This window comes from Fodinicola feengrottensis, assembly GCF_039530045.1.
Classification (GTDB): domain Bacteria; phylum Actinomycetota; class Actinomycetes; order Mycobacteriales; family HKI-0501; genus Fodinicola; species Fodinicola feengrottensis.
Genome location: NZ_BAAANY010000023.1, coordinates 99,284 through 117,330, shown reverse-complemented (window position 1 = coordinate 117,330; position 18,047 = coordinate 99,284). Strand labels below are relative to the sequence as shown.

Annotated in this window: 16 protein-coding genes; 4 read left to right on the top strand and 12 right to left on the bottom strand. The window is 66.3% G+C overall.

The features are described 5' to 3' along the window. Window positions 1–5 precede the first annotated feature (5 nt). The 8 genes from ABD301_RS28675 to ABD301_RS28640 form a co-directional block, all read right to left on the bottom strand. A complete protein-coding gene (locus tag ABD301_RS28675; protein ID WP_344313465.1) occupies window positions 6–1,940 on the bottom strand; it encodes a glycoside hydrolase 5 family protein in 1,935 nt (644 codons plus the stop codon). A gap of 30 nt (window positions 1,941–1,970) precedes the next feature. Beyond that, window positions 1,971–2,810 carry a carbohydrate ABC transporter permease gene (locus tag ABD301_RS28670; RefSeq protein WP_344313464.1) on the bottom strand — a complete coding sequence of 280 codons (840 nt, stop codon included), beginning with the start codon at window positions 2,808–2,810 and terminating at the stop codon, window positions 1,971–1,973. Next, on the bottom strand, window positions 2,803–3,795 hold the full coding sequence (locus tag ABD301_RS28665; protein WP_344313463.1) for a carbohydrate ABC transporter permease: 993 nt from the start codon (window positions 3,793–3,795) through the stop codon (window positions 2,803–2,805). Before ABD301_RS28665 ends, ABD301_RS28670 begins: the two co-directional genes overlap by 8 nt. Further along, window positions 3,795–5,102: an ABC transporter substrate-binding protein gene (locus tag ABD301_RS28660; protein ID WP_344313462.1), complete on the bottom strand. Its 1,308-nt coding sequence runs from the start codon at window positions 5,100–5,102 to the stop codon at window positions 3,795–3,797. The genes ABD301_RS28665 and ABD301_RS28660 overlap by 1 nt, the downstream gene beginning before the upstream one ends. Before the next feature lie 246 nt (window positions 5,103–5,348). Then, entirely contained in the window at window positions 5,349–6,368 is a 1,020-nt protein-coding gene (locus ABD301_RS28655; protein WP_344313461.1) for a LacI family DNA-binding transcriptional regulator, read from the bottom strand. 79 nt (window positions 6,369–6,447) lie between these two features. Further along, window positions 6,448–7,341, bottom strand: a complete 894-nt coding sequence (locus ABD301_RS28650) for a carbohydrate ABC transporter permease (protein WP_163573681.1) — start codon at window positions 7,339–7,341, stop codon at window positions 6,448–6,450. Then, on the bottom strand, window positions 7,341–8,297 hold the full coding sequence (locus ABD301_RS28645; protein ID WP_344313460.1) for a carbohydrate ABC transporter permease: 957 nt from the start codon (window positions 8,295–8,297) through the stop codon (window positions 7,341–7,343). Before ABD301_RS28645 ends, ABD301_RS28650 begins: the two co-directional genes overlap by 1 nt. Window positions 8,298–8,393: 96 nt before the next feature. Next, complete coding sequence (locus ABD301_RS28640) at window positions 8,394–9,695, bottom strand: ABC transporter substrate-binding protein (protein ID WP_163573682.1); 1,302 nt, start codon at window positions 9,693–9,695, stop codon at window positions 8,394–8,396. Between the two features lie 217 nt (window positions 9,696–9,912). Here ABD301_RS28640 and ABD301_RS28635 point away from each other — a divergent pair, with 217 nt between their 5' ends. Genes ABD301_RS28635 through ABD301_RS28625 form a run of 3 tightly spaced genes read left to right on the top strand, consistent with a single transcriptional unit; the run spans window position 9,913 to window position 11,506 of the window. Beyond that, complete coding sequence (locus ABD301_RS28635) at window positions 9,913–10,353, top strand: acyl-CoA thioesterase (RefSeq protein ID WP_279583292.1); 441 nt, start codon at window positions 9,913–9,915, stop codon at window positions 10,351–10,353. Next, window positions 10,350–11,006, top strand: coding sequence for a DUF8185 domain-containing protein (locus tag ABD301_RS28630; RefSeq protein ID WP_344313459.1), 657 nt, complete (start codon window positions 10,350–10,352; stop codon window positions 11,004–11,006). Before ABD301_RS28635 ends, ABD301_RS28630 begins: the two co-directional genes overlap by 4 nt. A 47-nt stretch (window positions 11,007–11,053) precedes the next feature. Then, a complete protein-coding gene (locus ABD301_RS28625; RefSeq protein WP_344313457.1) occupies window positions 11,054–11,506 on the top strand; it encodes a YbjN domain-containing protein in 453 nt (150 codons plus the stop codon). Window positions 11,507–11,787: 281 nt separating this feature from the next. On the opposite strand, the gene ABD301_RS28620 is transcribed toward ABD301_RS28625, so the two are convergent. The 4 genes from ABD301_RS28620 to ABD301_RS28605 all read right to left on the bottom strand — a co-directional run bounded on the left by ABD301_RS28620 (window position 11,788) and on the right by ABD301_RS28605 (window position 16,558). Then, window positions 11,788–13,401: a glycoside hydrolase family 13 protein gene (locus tag ABD301_RS28620; RefSeq protein ID WP_344313455.1), complete on the bottom strand. Its 1,614-nt coding sequence runs from the start codon at window positions 13,399–13,401 to the stop codon at window positions 11,788–11,790. A 115-nt stretch (window positions 13,402–13,516) separates the two neighbouring features. Further along, window positions 13,517–13,912 (bottom strand): globin, encoded by a 396-nt coding sequence (locus tag ABD301_RS28615; protein WP_390624338.1) that lies wholly within the window; start codon window positions 13,910–13,912, stop codon window positions 13,517–13,519. A 10-nt stretch (window positions 13,913–13,922) separates the two neighbouring features. After that, entirely contained in the window at window positions 13,923–15,191 is a 1,269-nt protein-coding gene (locus ABD301_RS28610; protein ID WP_344313454.1) for an MFS transporter, read from the bottom strand. A gap of 365 nt (window positions 15,192–15,556) precedes the next feature. Further along, a complete protein-coding gene (locus ABD301_RS28605) occupies window positions 15,557–16,558 on the bottom strand; it encodes a mechanosensitive ion channel family protein (protein ID WP_163573688.1) in 1,002 nt (333 codons plus the stop codon). Between the two features lie 329 nt (window positions 16,559–16,887). Here ABD301_RS28605 and ABD301_RS28600 point away from each other — a divergent pair, with 329 nt between their 5' ends. Beyond that, window positions 16,888–17,433 carry an HNH endonuclease gene (locus ABD301_RS28600; RefSeq protein WP_344313453.1) on the top strand — a complete coding sequence of 182 codons (546 nt, stop codon included), beginning with the start codon at window positions 16,888–16,890 and terminating at the stop codon, window positions 17,431–17,433. Window positions 17,434–18,047 lie beyond the last annotated feature (614 nt).

Genomic DNA, 18,047 nt, shown 5'->3' with positions numbered 1-18,047 from the left:
AGACACTATTCCCCCTTCGTGATTTCGAGAACTTGTACGCCAAAAGGCGGCAACGTCACGTCATCCACCGGCTCGCCGGCGAGCGTCCGCAACGGCACTTCTGGCCGGATGGTCACCTCGGTCGGATGCTGGCTGACGAACCAGCCGAACCGGCGACCGTCGGCGTGTACGAGCGTGTCGGTCAAGACCCGCGGATCGTCCACCACCAGTTCGCGGGCTACGCCAGCGATCCGCGCCAGCGCGTCGTAAATCCGATAAGTGGGCTCCGGATTCACGTCCTGGTTGGCCGAGGCCAGGTATTCCAACGGATACGTGCACAACACGGTCTCGCCACTGCCGGTGGCGTGCCGCAAAAGTGCCGGCCGGCCGTACGCGTCGACCGCGACGACCTTTGCGTCGCGCGCCTGCACCGGCAGGTAGGCGCGGCTGTTTTCGTTGCCGGCGGTTCGAAACCGCAGCACCTCGCCGGCCGCTATCGAGCCGAAGTCGTCGGTGAACGTCATTTCCACGACATCATCGACGATCGGTTGCACCAGCCCGTACGAGAGTTCGTGCTCGACCCCGAACATGTCGTTCAGCTTCGGGTGCCAGAACGCCCGGTGGAAGTCCTGTTCCCCGGAACAGAAAGACAGGTAGACGACGGCTCCAGCAGCGGCCAGCTCGCCGAGTTGGTGCCAGGTCGGCGCGAGAATCTGCCGGACGCAGGGGAGCAGGTAGAGCTTCGAGTCGGTGGCGATTCCGTCCCGTTCGCGGGTGAACGCGACCGGTAGGCTCGCCTCCCGGGCGGCCACATAGCCCTGCCGGAGGGTACGGAAGACGAAACTTCGGTCCGCCGCCGTGGAAACCGGATAGTCGCACTCCAGGTAGGCGGTGACCACCAGAGCAGCGTCGGTATCCGCGCGCCGGGTGCGTACGAAGTCCACATCGGACAGTGTCTTCGCGAAGTCCCGAAGCTCCAGCAGTGGCGCCTTGGGCTCGCCGGTGTTCGTGGTGATCCCGAAATGCATCTCGAACGGGTGGTGACGGTACGGCGGCTGGTCGGCCAGATGGTCATAATCGGTGTTGTTCCACGCGATCCAGCCGGTGGCACCGGCAAGCAGCGAGTTGTGCAGCGTTTGCCGGTAGTAGTGGTGCTGGTTGGCCACCGACACGAAATCCGTCGACAGCCCGAACTCCTCCATGATCACCGGCTTGCCAGTGACCGCGGACAGCTCGCAGATGAAGGCCGCGCCCAGGTGCTGGCGGATCTGATCCGTCTCCATCCGGTAGACGTGCGGGCCGGTGAAGTCGGTGAGCTTTCCGGTTTCCCGTACCGAGAAGCCGTTGTCCTCGCCGGTCACCTCGATGCCCCAGGCGCCGTCGCCGAGGGACACCGGCTGGTCGCCGCCACCGGCCCGAACGGCCTGCACCATCAGCGTCGCCCAGCTGATCACGTCCTGCGCGGGCGCGGCGGGTTGTCCGCGCCGCCGGCCGTAGATCGGCATTTCGTTGCTGATCAGCCATCCGGCGACGGCCGGGTGGTCGTGCAGGGCGGACACCATCCGCTCGATAAACCAGGCCTGCCGGCTCACCATCCATACGTCGGCATAGAGATCTCGTCCACCGCGCCAACTCGGATCCCAGTTCTCGCCGGACATGTGCCCGACGATGAAGGTCGGGATGGAAGACATGCCGGTTTCGATGTGTGCGTCAAGGAAATCCCGGAACAGCTCGACCTTCCCAGTGTCGACAGTGTCCGGTTCGGGGTGAAAATCCGGCCAGTAGAAGAATGACCGGGTCTGGCGCAGCCCGTGGTCCGCCAGCACCCGCAACTCTTCCCGTACGACCGCCGGATCGTAGTCTCGCCACATCAGCGGGCCGCCGGTCCGGGACCAGAAGTTGGCTCCGAGCCAGCTGGCCGGTTGGCCGTCCACGATCAGTTTTTCCGCAGGGCGCCGCATAGGCACATGTCTCCGTTTCTGTCGCGCGAGTTACTTGACCGCGCCCGCGGTCAGGCCCTGCACGAGATATCGCTGCATCAGCAGGAAAGCGACCACCACCGGGACGCTGACGACCAGCGAGGCGGCCATCGTCTGGTTCCAGTAGACCGAGACCTGGGTGGAGTATTCGGAAAGTCCGACCGCCAGCGTCTTGGAGTTGTCGTCGGTCAGCACCGAGGCGAACAGCGACTCGCTCCAGGAGGTCATGAAGGAATAGATCCCGACGGCCACGATGCCGGGTTTGGCCGCCGGCACGATGATTGACACCAGTGTCCGGATCGGGCTCGCACCGTCCACGGTGGCCGCCTCGTCCAGCCCGCGCGGGATCGAGTTGAAATACCCGACCAGCATCCAGATCGAGAACGGCAGGGTGAACGTCAGGTACGTGATGATCAGGCCGAGCAGGTTGCCGGTCAGCCGGATTCCGGTCAGTTGCCCAATGTTGACGTAGATCAGGTAGAGCGGGAGCAAGAACAGGATGCCCGGGAACATTTGGGTGGACAGCACGGTCATCCGGAACAGCTGCCGGCCGCGGAAGGTGTAGCGGCTGATCGCGTACGCGGCAAGGACGGCCAGTGTCACCGAGATAACGCTGGACGTCAGCGAAACGATCACGCTGTTGCTGAAATACCGGGCCAGTGGCACGGTCGTCCAGATATCGATGAATGGCCGGACGGTGATGGTGGTGGGAAACCAGGTGAAGTAGTTCTGCACGTCCGACAGCGGCTTGAACGCGGTGGAGATCATCACGTAAATCGGCACCAGGGTGAACAAGAGTAGGCCGGTCAGGCCCACCACCCGTACGGCCTTGAAGACCCGCGACTCATGCATCCTGGGTCCTCCTGGAGGTGATCAGCAGGTATCCGACCGTGACGATCAGCAGGAACAGCAACAGCAGCACCGACATCGCTGACCCGAGGCCGAAGTTCCAGGTGATGAACGAGCTTTGGTAGACGTGGATGGAAACGATGTCAGCGCTGGCCGGCGGCGAGTCCGCGAACAGCGTGTAGGGCACGTTGAAATCGTTGAAAGTCCACAGGAAAAGCACCAGGACCAGCACCTGGTCGACCGGTCGCAGCATCGGCAGGGTGAGCTTGCGGAACTGCTGCCACATGTTCGCGCCGTCCACCGCGGCGGCCTCGTAGATGTCGCCCGGGATCGACTGCATGCCGGCCATCAGGGTCAGCAGCGCGAACGGCCACAGCCGCCAGACCGCCACCACCACCATGCTGATGAACGCGTTGTTGCCCAACAGCCAGAAAGTCTGGCCGTTGGTGATGTGCAACTGCGCGAGGACGTGGTTGATCATGCCGGTGTTCTGTCCCAGCATGAACTTCCAGACGATCACCGATGCGAAGACCGGCAGCGCGTACGGGACGAGGAAAATCGTCCGAAGCACGGCCCGGCCGCGAAAACTGCGCTGCAGGAGGGTGGCGCCGAAGACGCCGAGCAGCCAGCTGAGCGCCACCACGACCACGCTGAAAGCGATGGTGACGCCCAGGGATCGCAACAGCGCGGCGCCAATCGAGCTGTGGAAATCCACCGAGAACCGGTAGTTGTCGAGGCCGGCGAACGGTGCTTGCAGCCAGTGCCGGAGGTAGAACTGGTTCAGTTTGAGGAAACTGATCGCGACGCCGGTCAGCATCGGGACCACGTGCACCAGCAGCTCGAAGACCAGCGCCGGCGCGATCAGCAGGTACGGCAACGCGCGACCGCCCAGCGCGCGGCGGCGCCGCCGGACCCGGGTGGGCCCGGCGGACGCCGCCGGCGGCTCGGTGCCGCGGCGCTCGGCCTCGGTCGAGACGCCGGTGGTCATCAGCTGGTGGCCAGTTTCTGCTGGGCCGAGGTCAGCGCGTTCTTCACATCGGTGTCGGTGAGGACCTTCCCGGTCGCGCTCTGCGCGATCAGCTCCTTCAGCGCGGCGCCGACAGTGGTCTCGAACTGGCTCTCGTTGGTGACCATCGGCATCGGCGCGGAGGTGGTGGACAGCACGTCCACGAAGGTTTTCGTGGTGGCGCCCTGGAAAGCGGCGTCGGACGCGGCCCCCTTGACCACCGGCAGCGAACCGTACGTCTTGTTGAGGCTGATCTGTTCGGTGGTGCTGGTCATGAAGTTGATGAACTTCAGTGCGGCTTCGGTGTTCTTGTCTTTGAAGGCCGCGATGTTGATGCCAGCGACGTGGCTGTTGACTCGCTCTCCACCGGCCGGCAGCGGTGACTCGATGGGCATCGGGGCCACCCCGTAGTCGCTGGTCGGCATGCCGCCCTTCGCGATCGACGCGGTGGTGTTGGTCTGCGCCATGATCATCGAGGCCCGGCCGCCGGTGAAGTCGGCCACCGCGTCCTGGGTGGCGCCGTGCTCCGCGGAGCTCGGAATGGCGATTTTGTCGGCGCCGAGCAGGTCCAGATACTGCTTCACGGCCTTGACGTTCTGCGGGCTCGCGAAGGTGGCCTTACCGGAGTTGTCGAAGTAGTTGCCGCCCTGCTGTTTGCCGAAGATGAAGGCGAAGTGCGCGTTCTCGGTGTAGCTGGCGCCGGCCAGTGAGACGCCGTATTTCTTGGCCGCCGGGTTGGTGAGTTTCTTCGCGTCCGCCACGAAGTCGGTCCAGTTGGTCGGCGGGGCGGTGATGCCGGCCGCGGCGAAGTCCTTCTTGTTATAGAAAAGTCCGTACGACAGGCCGTAAAGCGGCACCGACTCGGGTGTCTTGCCGGGCGCGCCGGTGGAGCTGAGGCTGGTGGCCAGGAACTTGTCCTTGCCGCCAACCTTGCCCAGCGCGGTGTTGTCGAAGTCCACGAAGGCGCCAGTGGCCTGCAGCGAAGCCGACCAGGTGTTGCCGATGTTCGTCACGTCCGGCCCGTCGCCGGAGGTGGTCGCGGTGGTGATCCGGTCCAGCAGGTGATCCCAGGAAATCACCTCCAAGTTGACCTTGATGCCGGTCTGCTTGGTGAAAAGCGCCAGTTGTGGGGTCAGTACGTCCTTGTCGTTCTGCAGGCTGGTGCCCTGGTTGCTGGCCCAGTACGTGATCGTGTTGGCGTCCGATCCACTGCCGGACGAGCAGGCGGACAGGCCTGTCGTCGCCAACAGTGCCACCGACAACATCGCGGTGAGGGTCTTCTTGCGCACGGTCGACTCCTTCGTTGCGGCGCCCGGATCGCCGGGTCGCCGGCAGTGCGGATGGCATCACCGGGGGCGTGTTCGGTTCCGTACGGCGGGCGTACGGCACCGCGGTCAGCCGGCCGATTAACCGGTTCAGCTCGTCGGTCATGTTAGCTGAGTCACGCCGGGAAGTGAACCGGTTTGGACTGCCTTTTTTTAAGGCATAAATGTAGGGAAACGGTCGAGTTTTGTCGGTTTTAGCCCGTTGTTTCGCTACGCTCCGTGCGCGGGATCGGTGCTCGCGCGTACGGTCAGTTGCGGGGTTTCCAGCCAGCGGTCCGCGGCGGACCCGGTTTCGATCCGGGTCAGCAGCAGCTCGGCCGCGAGGCCGGCCTCCGCGGTGATGTCGTGCGTGAAGGCGCTGACCGCGGGGTGCACCAGCTGGCACAGCGGCGAGTCGTCCCAAGCGAGCACCGCGAGTTCCTCGGGCACCCGGACGCCCTCGTTGGTCAGCGTCGACACCGACGCCACCGCCATCACGTCGTTGTCGTAGATGATCGCGGTCGGGCGGCGCTGTCGGGCCAGCAGCTCGCGAGTGGCCCTTACGCCAGCGGTCGCGGTGTAGTCGGTCTCCACCTGTGGCTGCTCGGAGCCGAGAAGTTTCTTCGTGATATCAGCGAAATACCGTTGCCGACGGACGACGTGCTCGAGGCTGTGCGGGCCGGAGATGCGAGCCAGCCGGCGATGTCCGAGATCCACCAGGTGGGTGATCGCCCGGGTCATCGCGTCCTGGTAGTTCGTTCGAGTGCAGGAAATTCCGGCGTACGCGCGTTGGGCCCCGATGATGACCGCGGGCGCGCCGACCTTGCGCAGCCAGCGTGGCCGCGGATCGTCCATCCGCATGTCGAAAAGCAGCATCCCGTCCACCCGCCGGCCGCCCCACCAGCGCCGGTAGAGGTCGAGCTCGCGGGCCGGATCGGACACCACGGTCAGCAGCAACGCCATGCCGCGCTCGGACAGGGTTTTCTCCACGCCGGCGACCATCCGCATGAAATACGGCTCGGTGGCGACCAGTTCCGGATCGCGGACGGCGATCAGACCGACCGCCTCGGCCCGGTCGCTGGACAGCGCACGGGCGGCGCTGCTGGGGACCCAGCCGAGTTCCTCGGCGATCCCGAGGATCCGGGCCCGGGTCTCCACCGAGACGCCGGGCCGGCCGTTCAGGGCGTACGAGACGGCCCCTTTGGAGACGCCGGCCACCCGTGCGATGTCCAGAATGGTGGGCCGCTTCATCGTTCACCGCCTCGGGAGTTTGTCCGCTGGTAACTTAACCGCTTCAGCTCCAGCGCACAATCACCGTCGGGTGCCGCCGCTACTTCACTCCACCAGCGGTCAGGCCAGCCACGATCCGGCGCTGGAAGATCAGCACCATGATCACCAGCGGGATGGTCACGATCACCCCGGCGGCCATCTGGGTTCCGTAGGGCGCGTCGAAGTTCGTGGTGCCGGTGAACAGCGACACGATGACCGGCGCGGTCCGGTAGGTCGGGCTGGTCACCATGCTCAGTGCGATGATGTACTCATTCCAGGACGCGATAAATGCGATGATCGCGGTAGTGAAAACGCCCGGCGCGGCCAACGGCAGGATGACCTTGCGAAATGCCTGGCCGGGGGAGCAGCCGTCGATTTGCGCCGCTTCCTCAAGCTCGTACGGCATCTGCCGGAAGAAGATCGTCAGGTTCCACACCGCCAGTGGTAGCGCGAAGGACATGCTCGGCAGGATCATCGCCTGGTACGAGTTGATCCAGCCAATCGCCGTGAAAAGCCCGAAAAGCGGCACGACGACGGAAATGCCGGGGAACATCGAGGTGGCGATGATGACCGCCAGCGCGACGTTCTTGAACCGGAATTCCAACCGTGCCAGCGCGTACGCGCACAGCGTGCCGACGACCAGCACCAGAATGGTGGTGGTGCCGGCCACGATCAGGCTGTTCAGCAGGGCGCGCCCGAAACCGTTGCGCGGATCGAACGCGGCGCCGTAGTTCTCCACCGAAAACGGTCGGGGGATAGGAAAGTTGTCGAAAAGGTCATTGGTCCGGCGCAGGCTGGAGACGATCATCCAGTAAAACGGCGCGAGGCAATAGATCACGATGATCGCGATGCCGACGTACGGCAGCACACTCGGCCAGCCGCCGGTGCCGGTGGCCTTGCTGCGCCGCCGGCTGGTGGGACGGGCTACCGCGGCGGGTGCGGTGGTGGTCGCCATTATTTCTTCCCCATCCGGTTGCCGATGACATCGGCGCCGAGGACCTTCACGAAAACGAAGGCGGCGACCGCGATGTAGATGAAGAGCATGGTCGATATCGCGCCGGCCGGCCCGAACCGTTGATATCGGACCGCCTCGCTGAAGGCGACGATCGACAGGGTCTGGGTGCTGGTGTTGTCCGGGCCGGTGAGCACATACGGCAGGTCGAAAAGCCGCAGCACGTCCAGCATCCGGAACAGGATGGCGACGATCAACGCCGGGCGTACCAACGGAAGGGTGATCCGTACGAACGTGTTCCAGGCGCCGGATCCGTCCACCTTGGCCGCTTCGTACACCTCGCCCGGAATGATCTGCAGGCCAGCCAGCACCAGAAGTCCGATGAACGGCGCGGTTTTCCAGGTGTCCGCGATCAGCACCGCGAACCAGGCCTGAATGCCTTCGGTGGTCCACAGCACCTTGGTGCCGATGATGTTGTTCGCGACGCCGTCGGCGGCGAAGATCCATTTCCACAGCAGCGCCGAGATCGCGGTCGGAATCGCCCACGGCACCAGGATGGTGGCCCGGATCAGCGCGCGGCCGCGGAATGCCTTGTGCATGATCAAAGCCATCGCGACGCCGATGACGGTCTCGATCGCCACGCCGACGATGGTGAAGGTGGTGGTGTTCGCGAGCGCGGTGAAGAAAGTGTGCCCGGTGTCGCCGGTGAACAGGTCGGTGAAGTTCTTCAGCCCGACGAAAGTGCTGCCCTGGCTGACAAAGCCGGTATTCGGGTCAACGCCGGTGTTTTTGTGGTAAAAGGCCAGCCGGAGAGCGTCCAGCAGCGGGTAGATGATAATCAGCAACAGCACGAGAAAGGTGGGGGACACCAGCAGGGCGGCCAACCGGCCGACGCCCTGCCTACGGTTGCCCCGCCGCGACATAGCCGCGGTGGGCGGTGGTGCGGTGATCGTGCTCATCTTCTTGTCTCTCCCGAGCTCGGGCGTGGACAGCTGGGACGGCTGGTGCGGCCGGGGACACGTGCCGGATACGTGTCCCCGGCCGCCAGAGGCGGGCTACTTCGCGAGCAGTTGGGTGAGTTTTGTCTGTAGTTCAGCCAATGCCTGATCGGAGGTCTTGGCTCCGGTCAGCGCGTCGGTGGCCGCGTTCTGGATCGCCGCCGACACGTCCTGGTACTGCACCGCGGCCGGCCGCTTCTTGGCCTTCAGGATGGACTGCTTCAGCACTGGCAGATACGGGTACTTCGCGACCAGCGCGGGGTCGTCGTACAGCGACGCCCAGGTCGGGGCCTCGGAGGTGGCCTGCAGGTTGTTGTTCTCCTCCGCCTGGCCGGTCAGGAACTTGATGAAGTTCAGCGCGGTGAGCTTGTTCTTGGTGAACTTGCTGATCGCGAGGTCATGCCCGCCGAGAGTGGAGACACCTGGGCCGTTCAGGCCCGGCAGCGGCGCGATCGCGAACTTTCCGTTCACCTTCGAGGAACCGTCGGTGGCACCGAACTTCGCGTACGTGTAGGGCCAGTTCCGCTCGAAAACCAGATTGCCGTCCTGGAACGCGCGACGGGATTCCTCTTCCTTGTACGTCAACGACGCCTTCGGGATGTAGCCGTCTTTGAAGCCGTTCACCAGGAAGTCGACGCCGGCCTTGGCCTGCGGGGTGTTCACGTCCGGCTTACCTTGGTCATTGAGGATGGTGCCGCCGGCGGAGTTGATGGCCTCGGAGAAATTGCAGGTCAGGCCCTCATATTTGGAGAACTGTCCGGTGAAACACCCGATCGAGGGCTGTTTCGCCTGCACTTTCTTGCAGGCCGCGGTCATGTCGGCCCAAGTGGTCGGCGCGTTGGTCACGCCGGCCGCGGTGAGCAGGTCTTTGCGGTAGTAGAGCAAAGCACCGTCGGACGCGCGGGGCACCGCGTAAAGCTTGTTGAAGTACTTGGCGGTTTCCAGCGTGGGAGCCAGATAGGACGAGGTCGGGATCTGCGCCTCGGGCAGCTGCTCGATCCACTGGTTCGCGGCGAATTCGGCGACCCACACCACGTCCACGTCGACCACGCTGAAAGTCGCGGTTTTGGCGGTGAAGTTCTGCACCATCTGCTGGCGCTGGGTGTCCGCGTCCTCCGGCAGCTCGATCAGCGTGACCTTCTGGTCAGGGTGCATTTTGTTCCAGGCGTCGATCTGGTTGTGCCGGTTGCCTGAGGTGTCTTTGCCCTGCACCAGCGTGATCGGCCCGGTCCCGGTCAGCGCGTCGCTGTTCTGGCTCGTACCGCCGCCGCCACCGCCGCAGGCGGAAAGGATGAGAGCCGCCGCGAGTGCCGGTGCTATCAGGGTTGCTGCTTTTGAGATCCCGCGTACTCGACGCATTAGGAAACTCCTTCTGCTGGTTGCTGTTGCAGGCGTGGCCAGCGTCACGAGTGTGGTGCAGGCCACGATGTAGCTCTGGGCATTCAACACCATCGGACTACCCACTGTCGGAGCTTGGTGCCTCGTTATCTGTTCGTTATTGAGCGGTCGGCACTCTATCGCGGAAAACGGCCAGCCCGTGGCACCTGGCAGGAAACTGCTGTGAAAGCCTGGGCCGGTGCCGCGCCACATCTCTTACTGCCACATCCGTTGGTCCGATATGGACGCCTTCGGACATGTCAACAATGCCCGCTATTTGACGTTGTTCGAGGAGGCCAGGACCGAGCTGATCGCCCGCGCACCGGCCGCTGACGGGCTGGGCGGGCTGATGTCCGGCGTGCTGGTCGCCCGGCACGAGATCGACTACCTCCGGCAGATCGACTACGCCACCGAGCCGGTTCGCATCGACGTGTGGGTCGAACAGGTCAGAAATGCGTCTTTCACCGTCGCGTACGAGCTCTATGACCGCGAGGCCGCGGCCGACGGATCGCTGCCGGTGGCCTGCCGGGCCCGCACCCTGCTCGTTCCGTACGACCTGGCGGCGACCCGGATTCGCCGGCTGGTCCCGCGCGAGCAGGAGTGGCTGCGCGGCTGGCTGCCCGACGGAGGCGATGCGTGACAGCGGTGGTGCGGTTCAGCCCGCAGGGTGCGGCCGCGTGCGGTGCCTTTCTGGTACGGGTGCGCCGGCTCGACGACAACGCTCTTCTGCGCGTACGACCGGCGGCTGATCTCGTGGAGTTGTGTTGCCGGCTGCCGGTAGGTGTCCTGGCCGTGCTGTCCGTTCCCGCCGAGTTGGACACCACGACCGGCGACGAGCCGGTGGTGGCCGCGGACGTACTGCTGCGCGCGTTGGCCGCCGACCAGGCTGAGGTGTCGCTGTCGCCGCGCCGGGACGCGGAGTGGGTGGGTGGCCTGCCCAGCGGTGGTTTCGAGCGCCTCGACGCGGTCCCAGCCGAAGTGGTCAGTCGCCTTGCCAGCGCCGGCGCCCGTACGTTCCGGCAGGCCGCGGCGGGCCGGAGCGCGAAAGCCGCCAGCACCCTGACCAACGCCGTCCTCGACCATGTGGCGCTGACCGTGTCCGGTCCTGCCGGTCGACCCACCGTCGAGGTCACCCAGCGCCTCATCCAGGGCCTCGCCGCCACCGGCCTGGTCGGCGAGAGCGCCCCGGACAGCGTCGTGCAGGTCGAGGTCCGCGAGCCGTGGCTGCGGCTGCGCTCCGCGGCCGGAGCTGTCTACCTGCGCCGAGGCGGGGGACTCAACCTGCTGGTCTGAGATCTGTTGGTCCGGCTGGGATGACACGGGGTATTACCTTGGCGTGAATGCGAGTCGATCCATTGGAGGCCCGTCCGGTGACCCTGGGCCGGGTCCGCCAGTCCCTGGACCGCCTCGGCCACGGCGCCCAAGTGGACGGCGCCCGCCGGCTGCTCATTCCCGGCGAGCGGGCCACCCTCTGGTTCACCCTCTCCGGCGGCGGCCCGCTGGACCGCGAACCGGCGATGCTCTCGGCGCACGTGGTGGCCCATTCCCACGTACCGATGTCCTGGGAGGCGCGCGCCCTGACGGCAGCCAACGAATGGAACAACACGCGGCGGTTGTTGCGGTGTTTCGTGGGTGCTCCGTCGGCTGATCTCGCGTTGCCGCTGACGGCTGATATGTACGTGCCGCTGGGACCCGGAGTGCATGACGCGCTGCTCGATGAGCTGATGGAGTCCGTCGCGGTGTCAGCCCAGGCGTGGGTCGACTGGCTCCACGACGACGCCATGCTGATCTGAAGGCCGCAGTACCCGCGGCCTTCAACCCAACCCCGCCCGCGCGACGGCCGGAGGGCCGTCCTTGTTCGTGGCGGTGGGGTGCCCGTTCTTTGGGTGCCCTGGCGACGCGAACCAGATGCGCCGCCGCAGGAACTGCGGCTTTTGACACAGCCACGCCGGCCTTCAACCCAACCCCGCCCGCGCGACGGCCGGAGGCCGTCCTTGTTCGTGGCGGTGGGGTGCCCGTTCTTTGGGTGCCCTGGCGACGCGAACCAGATGCGCCGCCGCAGGAACTGCGGCCATCAACACAGCCAGATGGCGGCGTCTCCGGGGAGCAGGCCGTCGATGAGGGGGACGCTGGTGAGGAGCACTTCGGACGGCAGGCCGGCGGGCAGGCGTACGGGGTTGTTGGTCACGTTCAGGACGCAGGCGAGGCCGCCGGTACGGCGGAAGGCCACACAGCCGGCGGGAGCTGGGACCCATTCCAGGTCGCCGGCCATGCCGGGGTGCTTTCCGCGCAGCTGCACCGCGGTCCGATAGAGGGAGAACATCGACGACGGATCGGTGCGCTGGGTGTCGGCGGCGAGGGGAGCCCAGCCGGCTGGCATCGGGAGCCAGGTGGGGGTGCCGGCGGGGGAGAAGCCGTACGGTGGCTCGCCCGCGGTCCAGGGCAGGGGGATGCGGCAGTTGTCGCGGCCGCGTTCGGTGTGGCTGGAGCGTTCCCAAGTGGGATCGGTGAGGGCCTCGTCCGGGATATCGACGCTTGGCATGCCGAGTTCGTCGCCGTTATAGAGGTAAGCGACGCCGGGCAGGGCGAGTTGCAGCAGGACGGCGGCGCGGGCGCGGCGCTCGCCGACCAGGCCGTCGCCGAACCGGGTCAGGTGCCGGACGATGTCGTGGTTGGACCAGACCCAGCAGGTCGGGGTGCCGGTGCCGGCGACGGTTTCCAGCGACTGCTCGATCGCGTCGGTCAGTTCGTCGGCTCGCCAGCGGGCCTCGGTGAGGCGGAAGTTGAAGGCGAGGTGCAGCTCGTCGGGGCGGACGTACTTGCGAAGCCGATCGTTGTCCCTTACCCACACCTCGCCGACCGTCATCCGGTCTGGGTATTCGTCCACCACGGACCGGATCATCCGGTGAATCTCGTGGACGCCGTCGTTGTCGAACCGTGGATCGTCGTCCGCGCTGTGCAGCAGCGCGACGTTCTCCACTCGCATGTCCGGCAGGCCCGCTGGTTTGGTGAGGCCGTGGGCGACATCGATGCGGAAGCCGTCGACGCCGCGGTCGAGCCAGAATCGGAGCGTACGAGCGAGGTCCGCGCCGACCTCCGGGTTGGCCCAGTTCAGGTCGGGCTGTTCAGGCGCAAAGATGTGTAAATACCACTGGCCGGGCTTGCCGTCGGCCTCGGTGACCCGGGTCCAGGCCGGACCGCCGAAGATGCTCGGCCAGTTGTTCGGCGGCTCGGCGCCGTCCAGGCCATAGCCGTCCATGAAGTGGTAACGGGCTCGCGCGGGGCTGCCCTTCGCGGCGGCTAGCGCCTCCACAAACCAGGGGTGCTGGCTGGAGGTGTGATTGGGTACGACATCGATGGTGACCTTGATGCCGACCTCGTGCGCGGCCGCAAGCAGTCGGTCGAAGGCCGCCAGGTCGCCAAAGAGCGGGTCGACATCGCGCGGATCGGCCACGTCGTACCCGTGGTCGACCATCGGCGACGTGAAGAACGGTGTCAGCCAGAGCGCGTCGACGCCGAGCGCCACCAGGTGGTCCAGCTTGCCGCGAATGCCGTCCAGGTCGCCGACTCCGTCGCCGTTCGCGTCGAAGAAGCTGCGCACATAAACCTGATAGAAGACCGCTTCGCGCCACCAGTCGGACGGCTGACTCGCGTGGTCTGCGCTGATCGGCACAGAGTTGGTAGGCACACAGACTCCTACAGAATCGTTCCAGTTGGGCCTACGGCACATGCTGCCAGAGGAACGCGGCAATTCCTAACCGCTCGTTAACCTCACGGCCTTCTGTGGCCGGGACAATGCCAGCTCACTCGAAGCTGTTGACCATGGAGAACGCGGCGCGCTGCAGGTAGTCCCAGAGGATCGAGTCCAGCTCAGTCGGCAGGCCGAGGCTGTCCACGGCTGTCCGCATCCGGGTCAGCCACGCGTCGCGGGCCGCCGGGTTCACCTTGAAAGGCACGTGCCGCATCCGCAGTCGCGGGTGACCGCGCTGGTCGGAATACGTGGTGGGGCCGCCCCAGTACTGCTCCAGGAACTGCCGAAGCCGTTCGTTCGCCGGGCCGAGGTCCTGCTCCGGGTAGAGCGGGCGCAGCAGCTCGTCCTGCGCGACACCCGCGTAGAAGGCGTCCACCAGTCGTACGAACGTCTCGTGGCCGCCGACGGCGTCGTAGAAAGTCGTCGTCTCGCTCGGGGTTGACTCCACGTCCACCACTCTAAGCGGAGACCTTTCCGACTGGTCCGGTCGCCGGATGCTCCATCGCCTCGTCCTGCAGTTTGACGCTCGGCCAGGCGGACGCGAGCAGCATGATGCCGAGCGCGCCGGCGGCCCCGCAGAGTGCGACGACATGGGGCGGGAGCAGCACGGACGCGAGAGCGCCGGCGATGAGTACGCCGACACCCTGGGAGATCTGCAGCCCGGACTGGGCCACTCCGAAGGCGCGGCCGCGGAACTGTGGGGCGATCGCTCGCACGTAGTTGGCGTTGACGATGGTCATGCACGAGACGCCGAAACCGGACAGCGCGTAGAGCAACGACACGACGGGCAGCGGTGGGTCCAGGGCGATCGGTACCAGGACGCAGCCGGACATGATCGCCATCGGTACGACCAGTTTCGGGCGCAGGGTGGGGCTGGCGAACCGGCCCAGCACGATCGCACCGATCGCCTCGCCGATGGGGATCGACGCGAGCAGGATGCCGATCACCTGCGGACCGCCGCCGTTCAAATGCTTGGCGAACGGCGCCGACAGGCCTTCGGACGCGTACACGCAGCCGCTGGTGATGAAGGCGAGGATCAGATACGGCCGGAGCACCTTGTGGCCGAGGACGAGCCGCATGCCATCGACGGTCTCCTGCAACAGCGAGCGACGCTCCGGGTGCTTGGGGGGCGCGTCGCGGTGCTTGATCCAGAGTCGGATCGCGGCCGCGGACAGCGCGAAGGTGAGGGCGTCGGCGAGCAGTGCGCCTCGCGCGTTCAGCAGCGCGACCAGCACCCCGGCGATCAGGAAGCCGGCGACCTGGGTGGTCTGGCGGAGCACCGACTGCAGCGAGTTGGCCAGCACGAACGCGTCGCCGGGGATGGCGACCGGCATCAGCGCCGAGCGGGCCGCCTCGAACGGCGGAGCGACCAGTGCCGAGGCGAACAGCAGCGCCAGCAGGATCGGTAGCGGGATGCCCGGCCAGGCCAACAGGCCAACGACCCCGGCCCTGATCAGGTCGCAGGCGACCATCGTGCGGCGCCACGGCAACCGGTCGGCGAGTGCGGCCAGGATCGGGCCGCCCACCACCCAGGGCAGGTATCCGATCGCGAAGGTGGCCGCGGCGAGCACCGTGGAGCCGGTGTTGGTGTAGACCAGTACGGTCAGGGCGACAGTCGCCAGCAGGTCGCCGACCAGCGACAACACCTGGGTCCCGAGCAGCACCCGAGCCTCGACCAGCGCGAAGACCTGACGGTACGTCGCTGGGCGCGCGGGGGTAGCAGCCAAGGACACTCACCTCCCCGTTACGACCAGTATTGGCGTCGTAGCCCATAGTGTGCACGATTACGGGTAATAGCGACAGGACCCGTGGTATTCAACATCTTCCGGGCGTTCAGGGTCTATGCAGGGTGGGGTAGAACCACCATTTTCCCATCCGCTATGGGACTCACCGCACAACTCCCATCCAGCCGACGAACCTGTCCATTCTGCCTCTGCCCTGCCACACGTGTGAACGCCGGTGTTGGTTCACCGGCGCCCACACTTTCCGGTTCGGACAACTCTCGAAACCCGTCGTACTCTCCGTCACCTTGTCTTGTCCGCATCGACTCGATGCGCGCGGCGAACCTGGACCCACCGAAGAGTGGGGGTGGTCAGGGAGCGGCGCTGGTGGCGGGCGCGCGGAGGTAGAGCTGGCCGCCCAGTGCGGACGTGATGCTGGCTTCGTCGAGCGCGTCGGACAGTCGGCGGCGCAGTTCCCGGCCAACCCGCCATTGGCTGTCCGTCGTCGTCTTCACCGTCACTCGTACGGTGATCCCGAGGTTGGTCATCTGTTCGATGCCGAGCACCTCCGGTGGATCGAGCAGGTCGGTGGCGAACCGCTCGTCGTCGGCGAGGGTCTGCGCGGCCGTCCGGATCACGCTGCTGGCCTGGTCAAGCTGCGTGCCGTAGGGGAGCGGCACGTCGATGACGACGACCGCCCAGCCCTGGCTGCGGTTGCCGACCCGGATCACCTCGCCGTTTCGGACGTACCAGACGGTTCCGTGCACGTCCCGCAGCTGCGTACACCGAAGGCCCACCGCCTCGACGGTCCCGCTCGCCTCGCCTACGTCGACGGTGTCGCCGACGCCGTACTGGTCCTCCAGGATCATGAAGATCCCGGACAGGAAGTCGCGGACCAACGTCTGCGCGCCGAAGCCGAGCGCGACCCCGGCGATGCCGGCGCTGGCCAGCAGTGGGGCGAGGTTGATGCCGAGCTGGCCGAGGATGGTCAGCACCGCGACCGCACCGATCACGATCGAGGTGACGCTGCGCAGCACCGAGCCGATGGTCTTGGCGCGCTGGTGCCGGCGCTCGGGAACCAGCCCGGCGGCGGCCCGCGCGAGCGGCGCGTGCTCGCTGAGCGGCCGCAGGACGACCGGCAGCTTGCCTTCGGTGGTCGTACGGACAAGCCGCTTGATGAGCCGGTGCGTGACCCAGCGGACAACCACCGCGAGAACGATCACCAGCAGGATCTTCAGCGGGGTCGCGACCAGGTATTCCGAGCCGGCCGACAGCCAGCCGACGCCAGTGGCCTGCCACACGGACTGGCAGACCGAACCCGCGTCGGTGGCGCAGTCCGGTTTGGCCGCGAGGATGCGCAGGAGCGATTCCATCTCTTCCTTGCCGTCGCCGGGTCCCGTGTCAGTCCTTCGTACCCGCCGGTGGGTTCGCCGCGGTGGCCGCCCCAGGCTCGACGTGAGCTACGTCCCGTCCCGCGGCCCGGATCCTGGCACTGAGGGCGCCGTCGAGCGATTTGCGAGGCTTTGTACGATTGTGTACGAGGTGGGTTCTGCCCATGGACGGCCGTCGCGGCATTGGCTTAGATGAAAATGCTGTTTCGTGCTCGCCAGCGGGCCGATCCTGAGCCAGGATGTTGCTACCACCGTCGTTTCGACGAGCCTCGTCGGGCGGCGAGTAACGGACCACCTCGGAGGAGGTGCGCGTGGGCGGATCCGGGTCGGCGTTGGTTCTCAACGCCACGTACGAACCGCTGTGCGTGGTGCCAGCGCGCCGCGCGGTAGTACTGATACTCACGGATAAGGCCGTCTCCGTCGCTGATGGAGACGGCTTTTTGCATTCCGCGACCCGTTCGTTCGCCGCCCCGATGGTGGTCCGGTTGACGAAGTTCGTGAAGGTGCCCTTCCGGGCCACCGTGTCGCTGACCCGAAGAGCCGTCTTCGCCCGCGACGGCGGTCGCTGCGTTTACTGCGGCAAGGCGGCCAGCACCATTGACCACGTCGTTCCGCGCAGCCGCGGCGGTGCGCACACCTGGGAGAACGTGGTGGCCGCCTGCGGCCGGTGCAATCACGTGAAGGCCGACCGGACGCTCGCCGAGCTGGGCTGGCGCCTGCACCGCCGCCCGGCCTCGCCCAGCGGGCCGGTCTGGCGCGTACTGGGCCACCGCACCCCCGACCCGGCCTGGAACGCCTGGCTGGGCCTGCCCGAAGTGGACCTCCCGGCGCCTTTCCCCGACTCGATGACCGCCTAGCCCTGGGGCTCCTATTTGGTGGGTACGAGCGACTGGGTGACTTTGGGTGTTTCTGCGACTTGAGGTCTGCCCAGTCGACGGTGCTGCCTCCGGGGGCGTACGCCGAAGATCCGGCCCTGGTTGAGGGGTGTCTGCTGCGGGGCTCGGTTGTGTCTGCTGCGGAGGCAACGGCCCGGTTGAAAGCGGTGGTGCGCTGGGGAGGTGGGCGCCCTGGTCAGAAGCGGTGTGTGCTGCGGAGGCAACGGCCCGGTTGAAAGCGGTGTGCGCTGGGGAGGTGACGGCCTGGTTAAGGGCGGTGTCTGCTGCGGAGGCAACGGCCCGGTTGAAAGCGGTGGTGCGCTGGGGAGGTGACGGCCCTGGCTAAGGGCGGTGTGTGCTGCGGAGATGAGCGCCCTGGTTAATGGCGTTTTCTGCGAGGGGGCGGCGTCTCGTCTACCAGCCATCAGAAAATCCCGCCCCGCCACCAAAGACCGGTGGCGGGGCGGGATTTTCTGATGGTTACTGCCGATCCGCCCTGTATTTCTGGCGCCTTCGGCGCGGGCGCCGTCGACTACGGCTACGAGAGTCGCTTTCTGGCGCCCACCAAAAACCGGTGGGCCCCAGAAAGCGACGCC

What these genes read in the sequence shown, in the direction of transcription:
- ABD301_RS28675 (WP_344313465.1), bottom strand. Translation starts at nt 1,940, where the DNA reads ATGCGGCGCCCTGCGGAAAAACTGATCGTGGACGGCCAACCGGCCAGC.
- ABD301_RS28670 (WP_344313464.1), bottom strand. Translation starts at nt 2,810, where the DNA reads ATGCATGAGTCGCGGGTCTTCAAGGCCGTACGGGTGGTGGGCCTGACC.
- ABD301_RS28665 (WP_344313463.1), bottom strand. Translation starts at nt 3,795, where the DNA reads ATGACCACCGGCGTCTCGACCGAGGCCGAGCGCCGCGGCACCGAGCCG.
- ABD301_RS28655 (WP_344313461.1), bottom strand. Translation starts at nt 6,368, where the DNA reads ATGAAGCGGCCCACCATTCTGGACATCGCACGGGTGGCCGGCGTCTCC.
- ABD301_RS28650 (WP_163573681.1), bottom strand. Translation starts at nt 7,341, where the DNA reads ATGGCGACCACCACCGCACCCGCCGCGGTAGCCCGTCCCACCAGCCGG.
- ABD301_RS28645 (WP_344313460.1), bottom strand. Translation starts at nt 8,297, where the DNA reads ATGAGCACGATCACCGCACCACCGCCCACCGCGGCTATGTCGCGGCGG.
- ABD301_RS28640 (WP_163573682.1), bottom strand. Translation starts at nt 9,695, where the DNA reads ATGCGTCGAGTACGCGGGATCTCAAAAGCAGCAACCCTGATAGCACCG.
- ABD301_RS28625 (WP_344313457.1), top strand. Translation starts at nt 11,054, where the DNA reads ATGCGAGTCGATCCATTGGAGGCCCGTCCGGTGACCCTGGGCCGGGTC.
- ABD301_RS28605 (WP_163573688.1), bottom strand. Translation starts at nt 16,558, where the DNA reads ATGGAATCGCTCCTGCGCATCCTCGCGGCCAAACCGGACTGCGCCACC.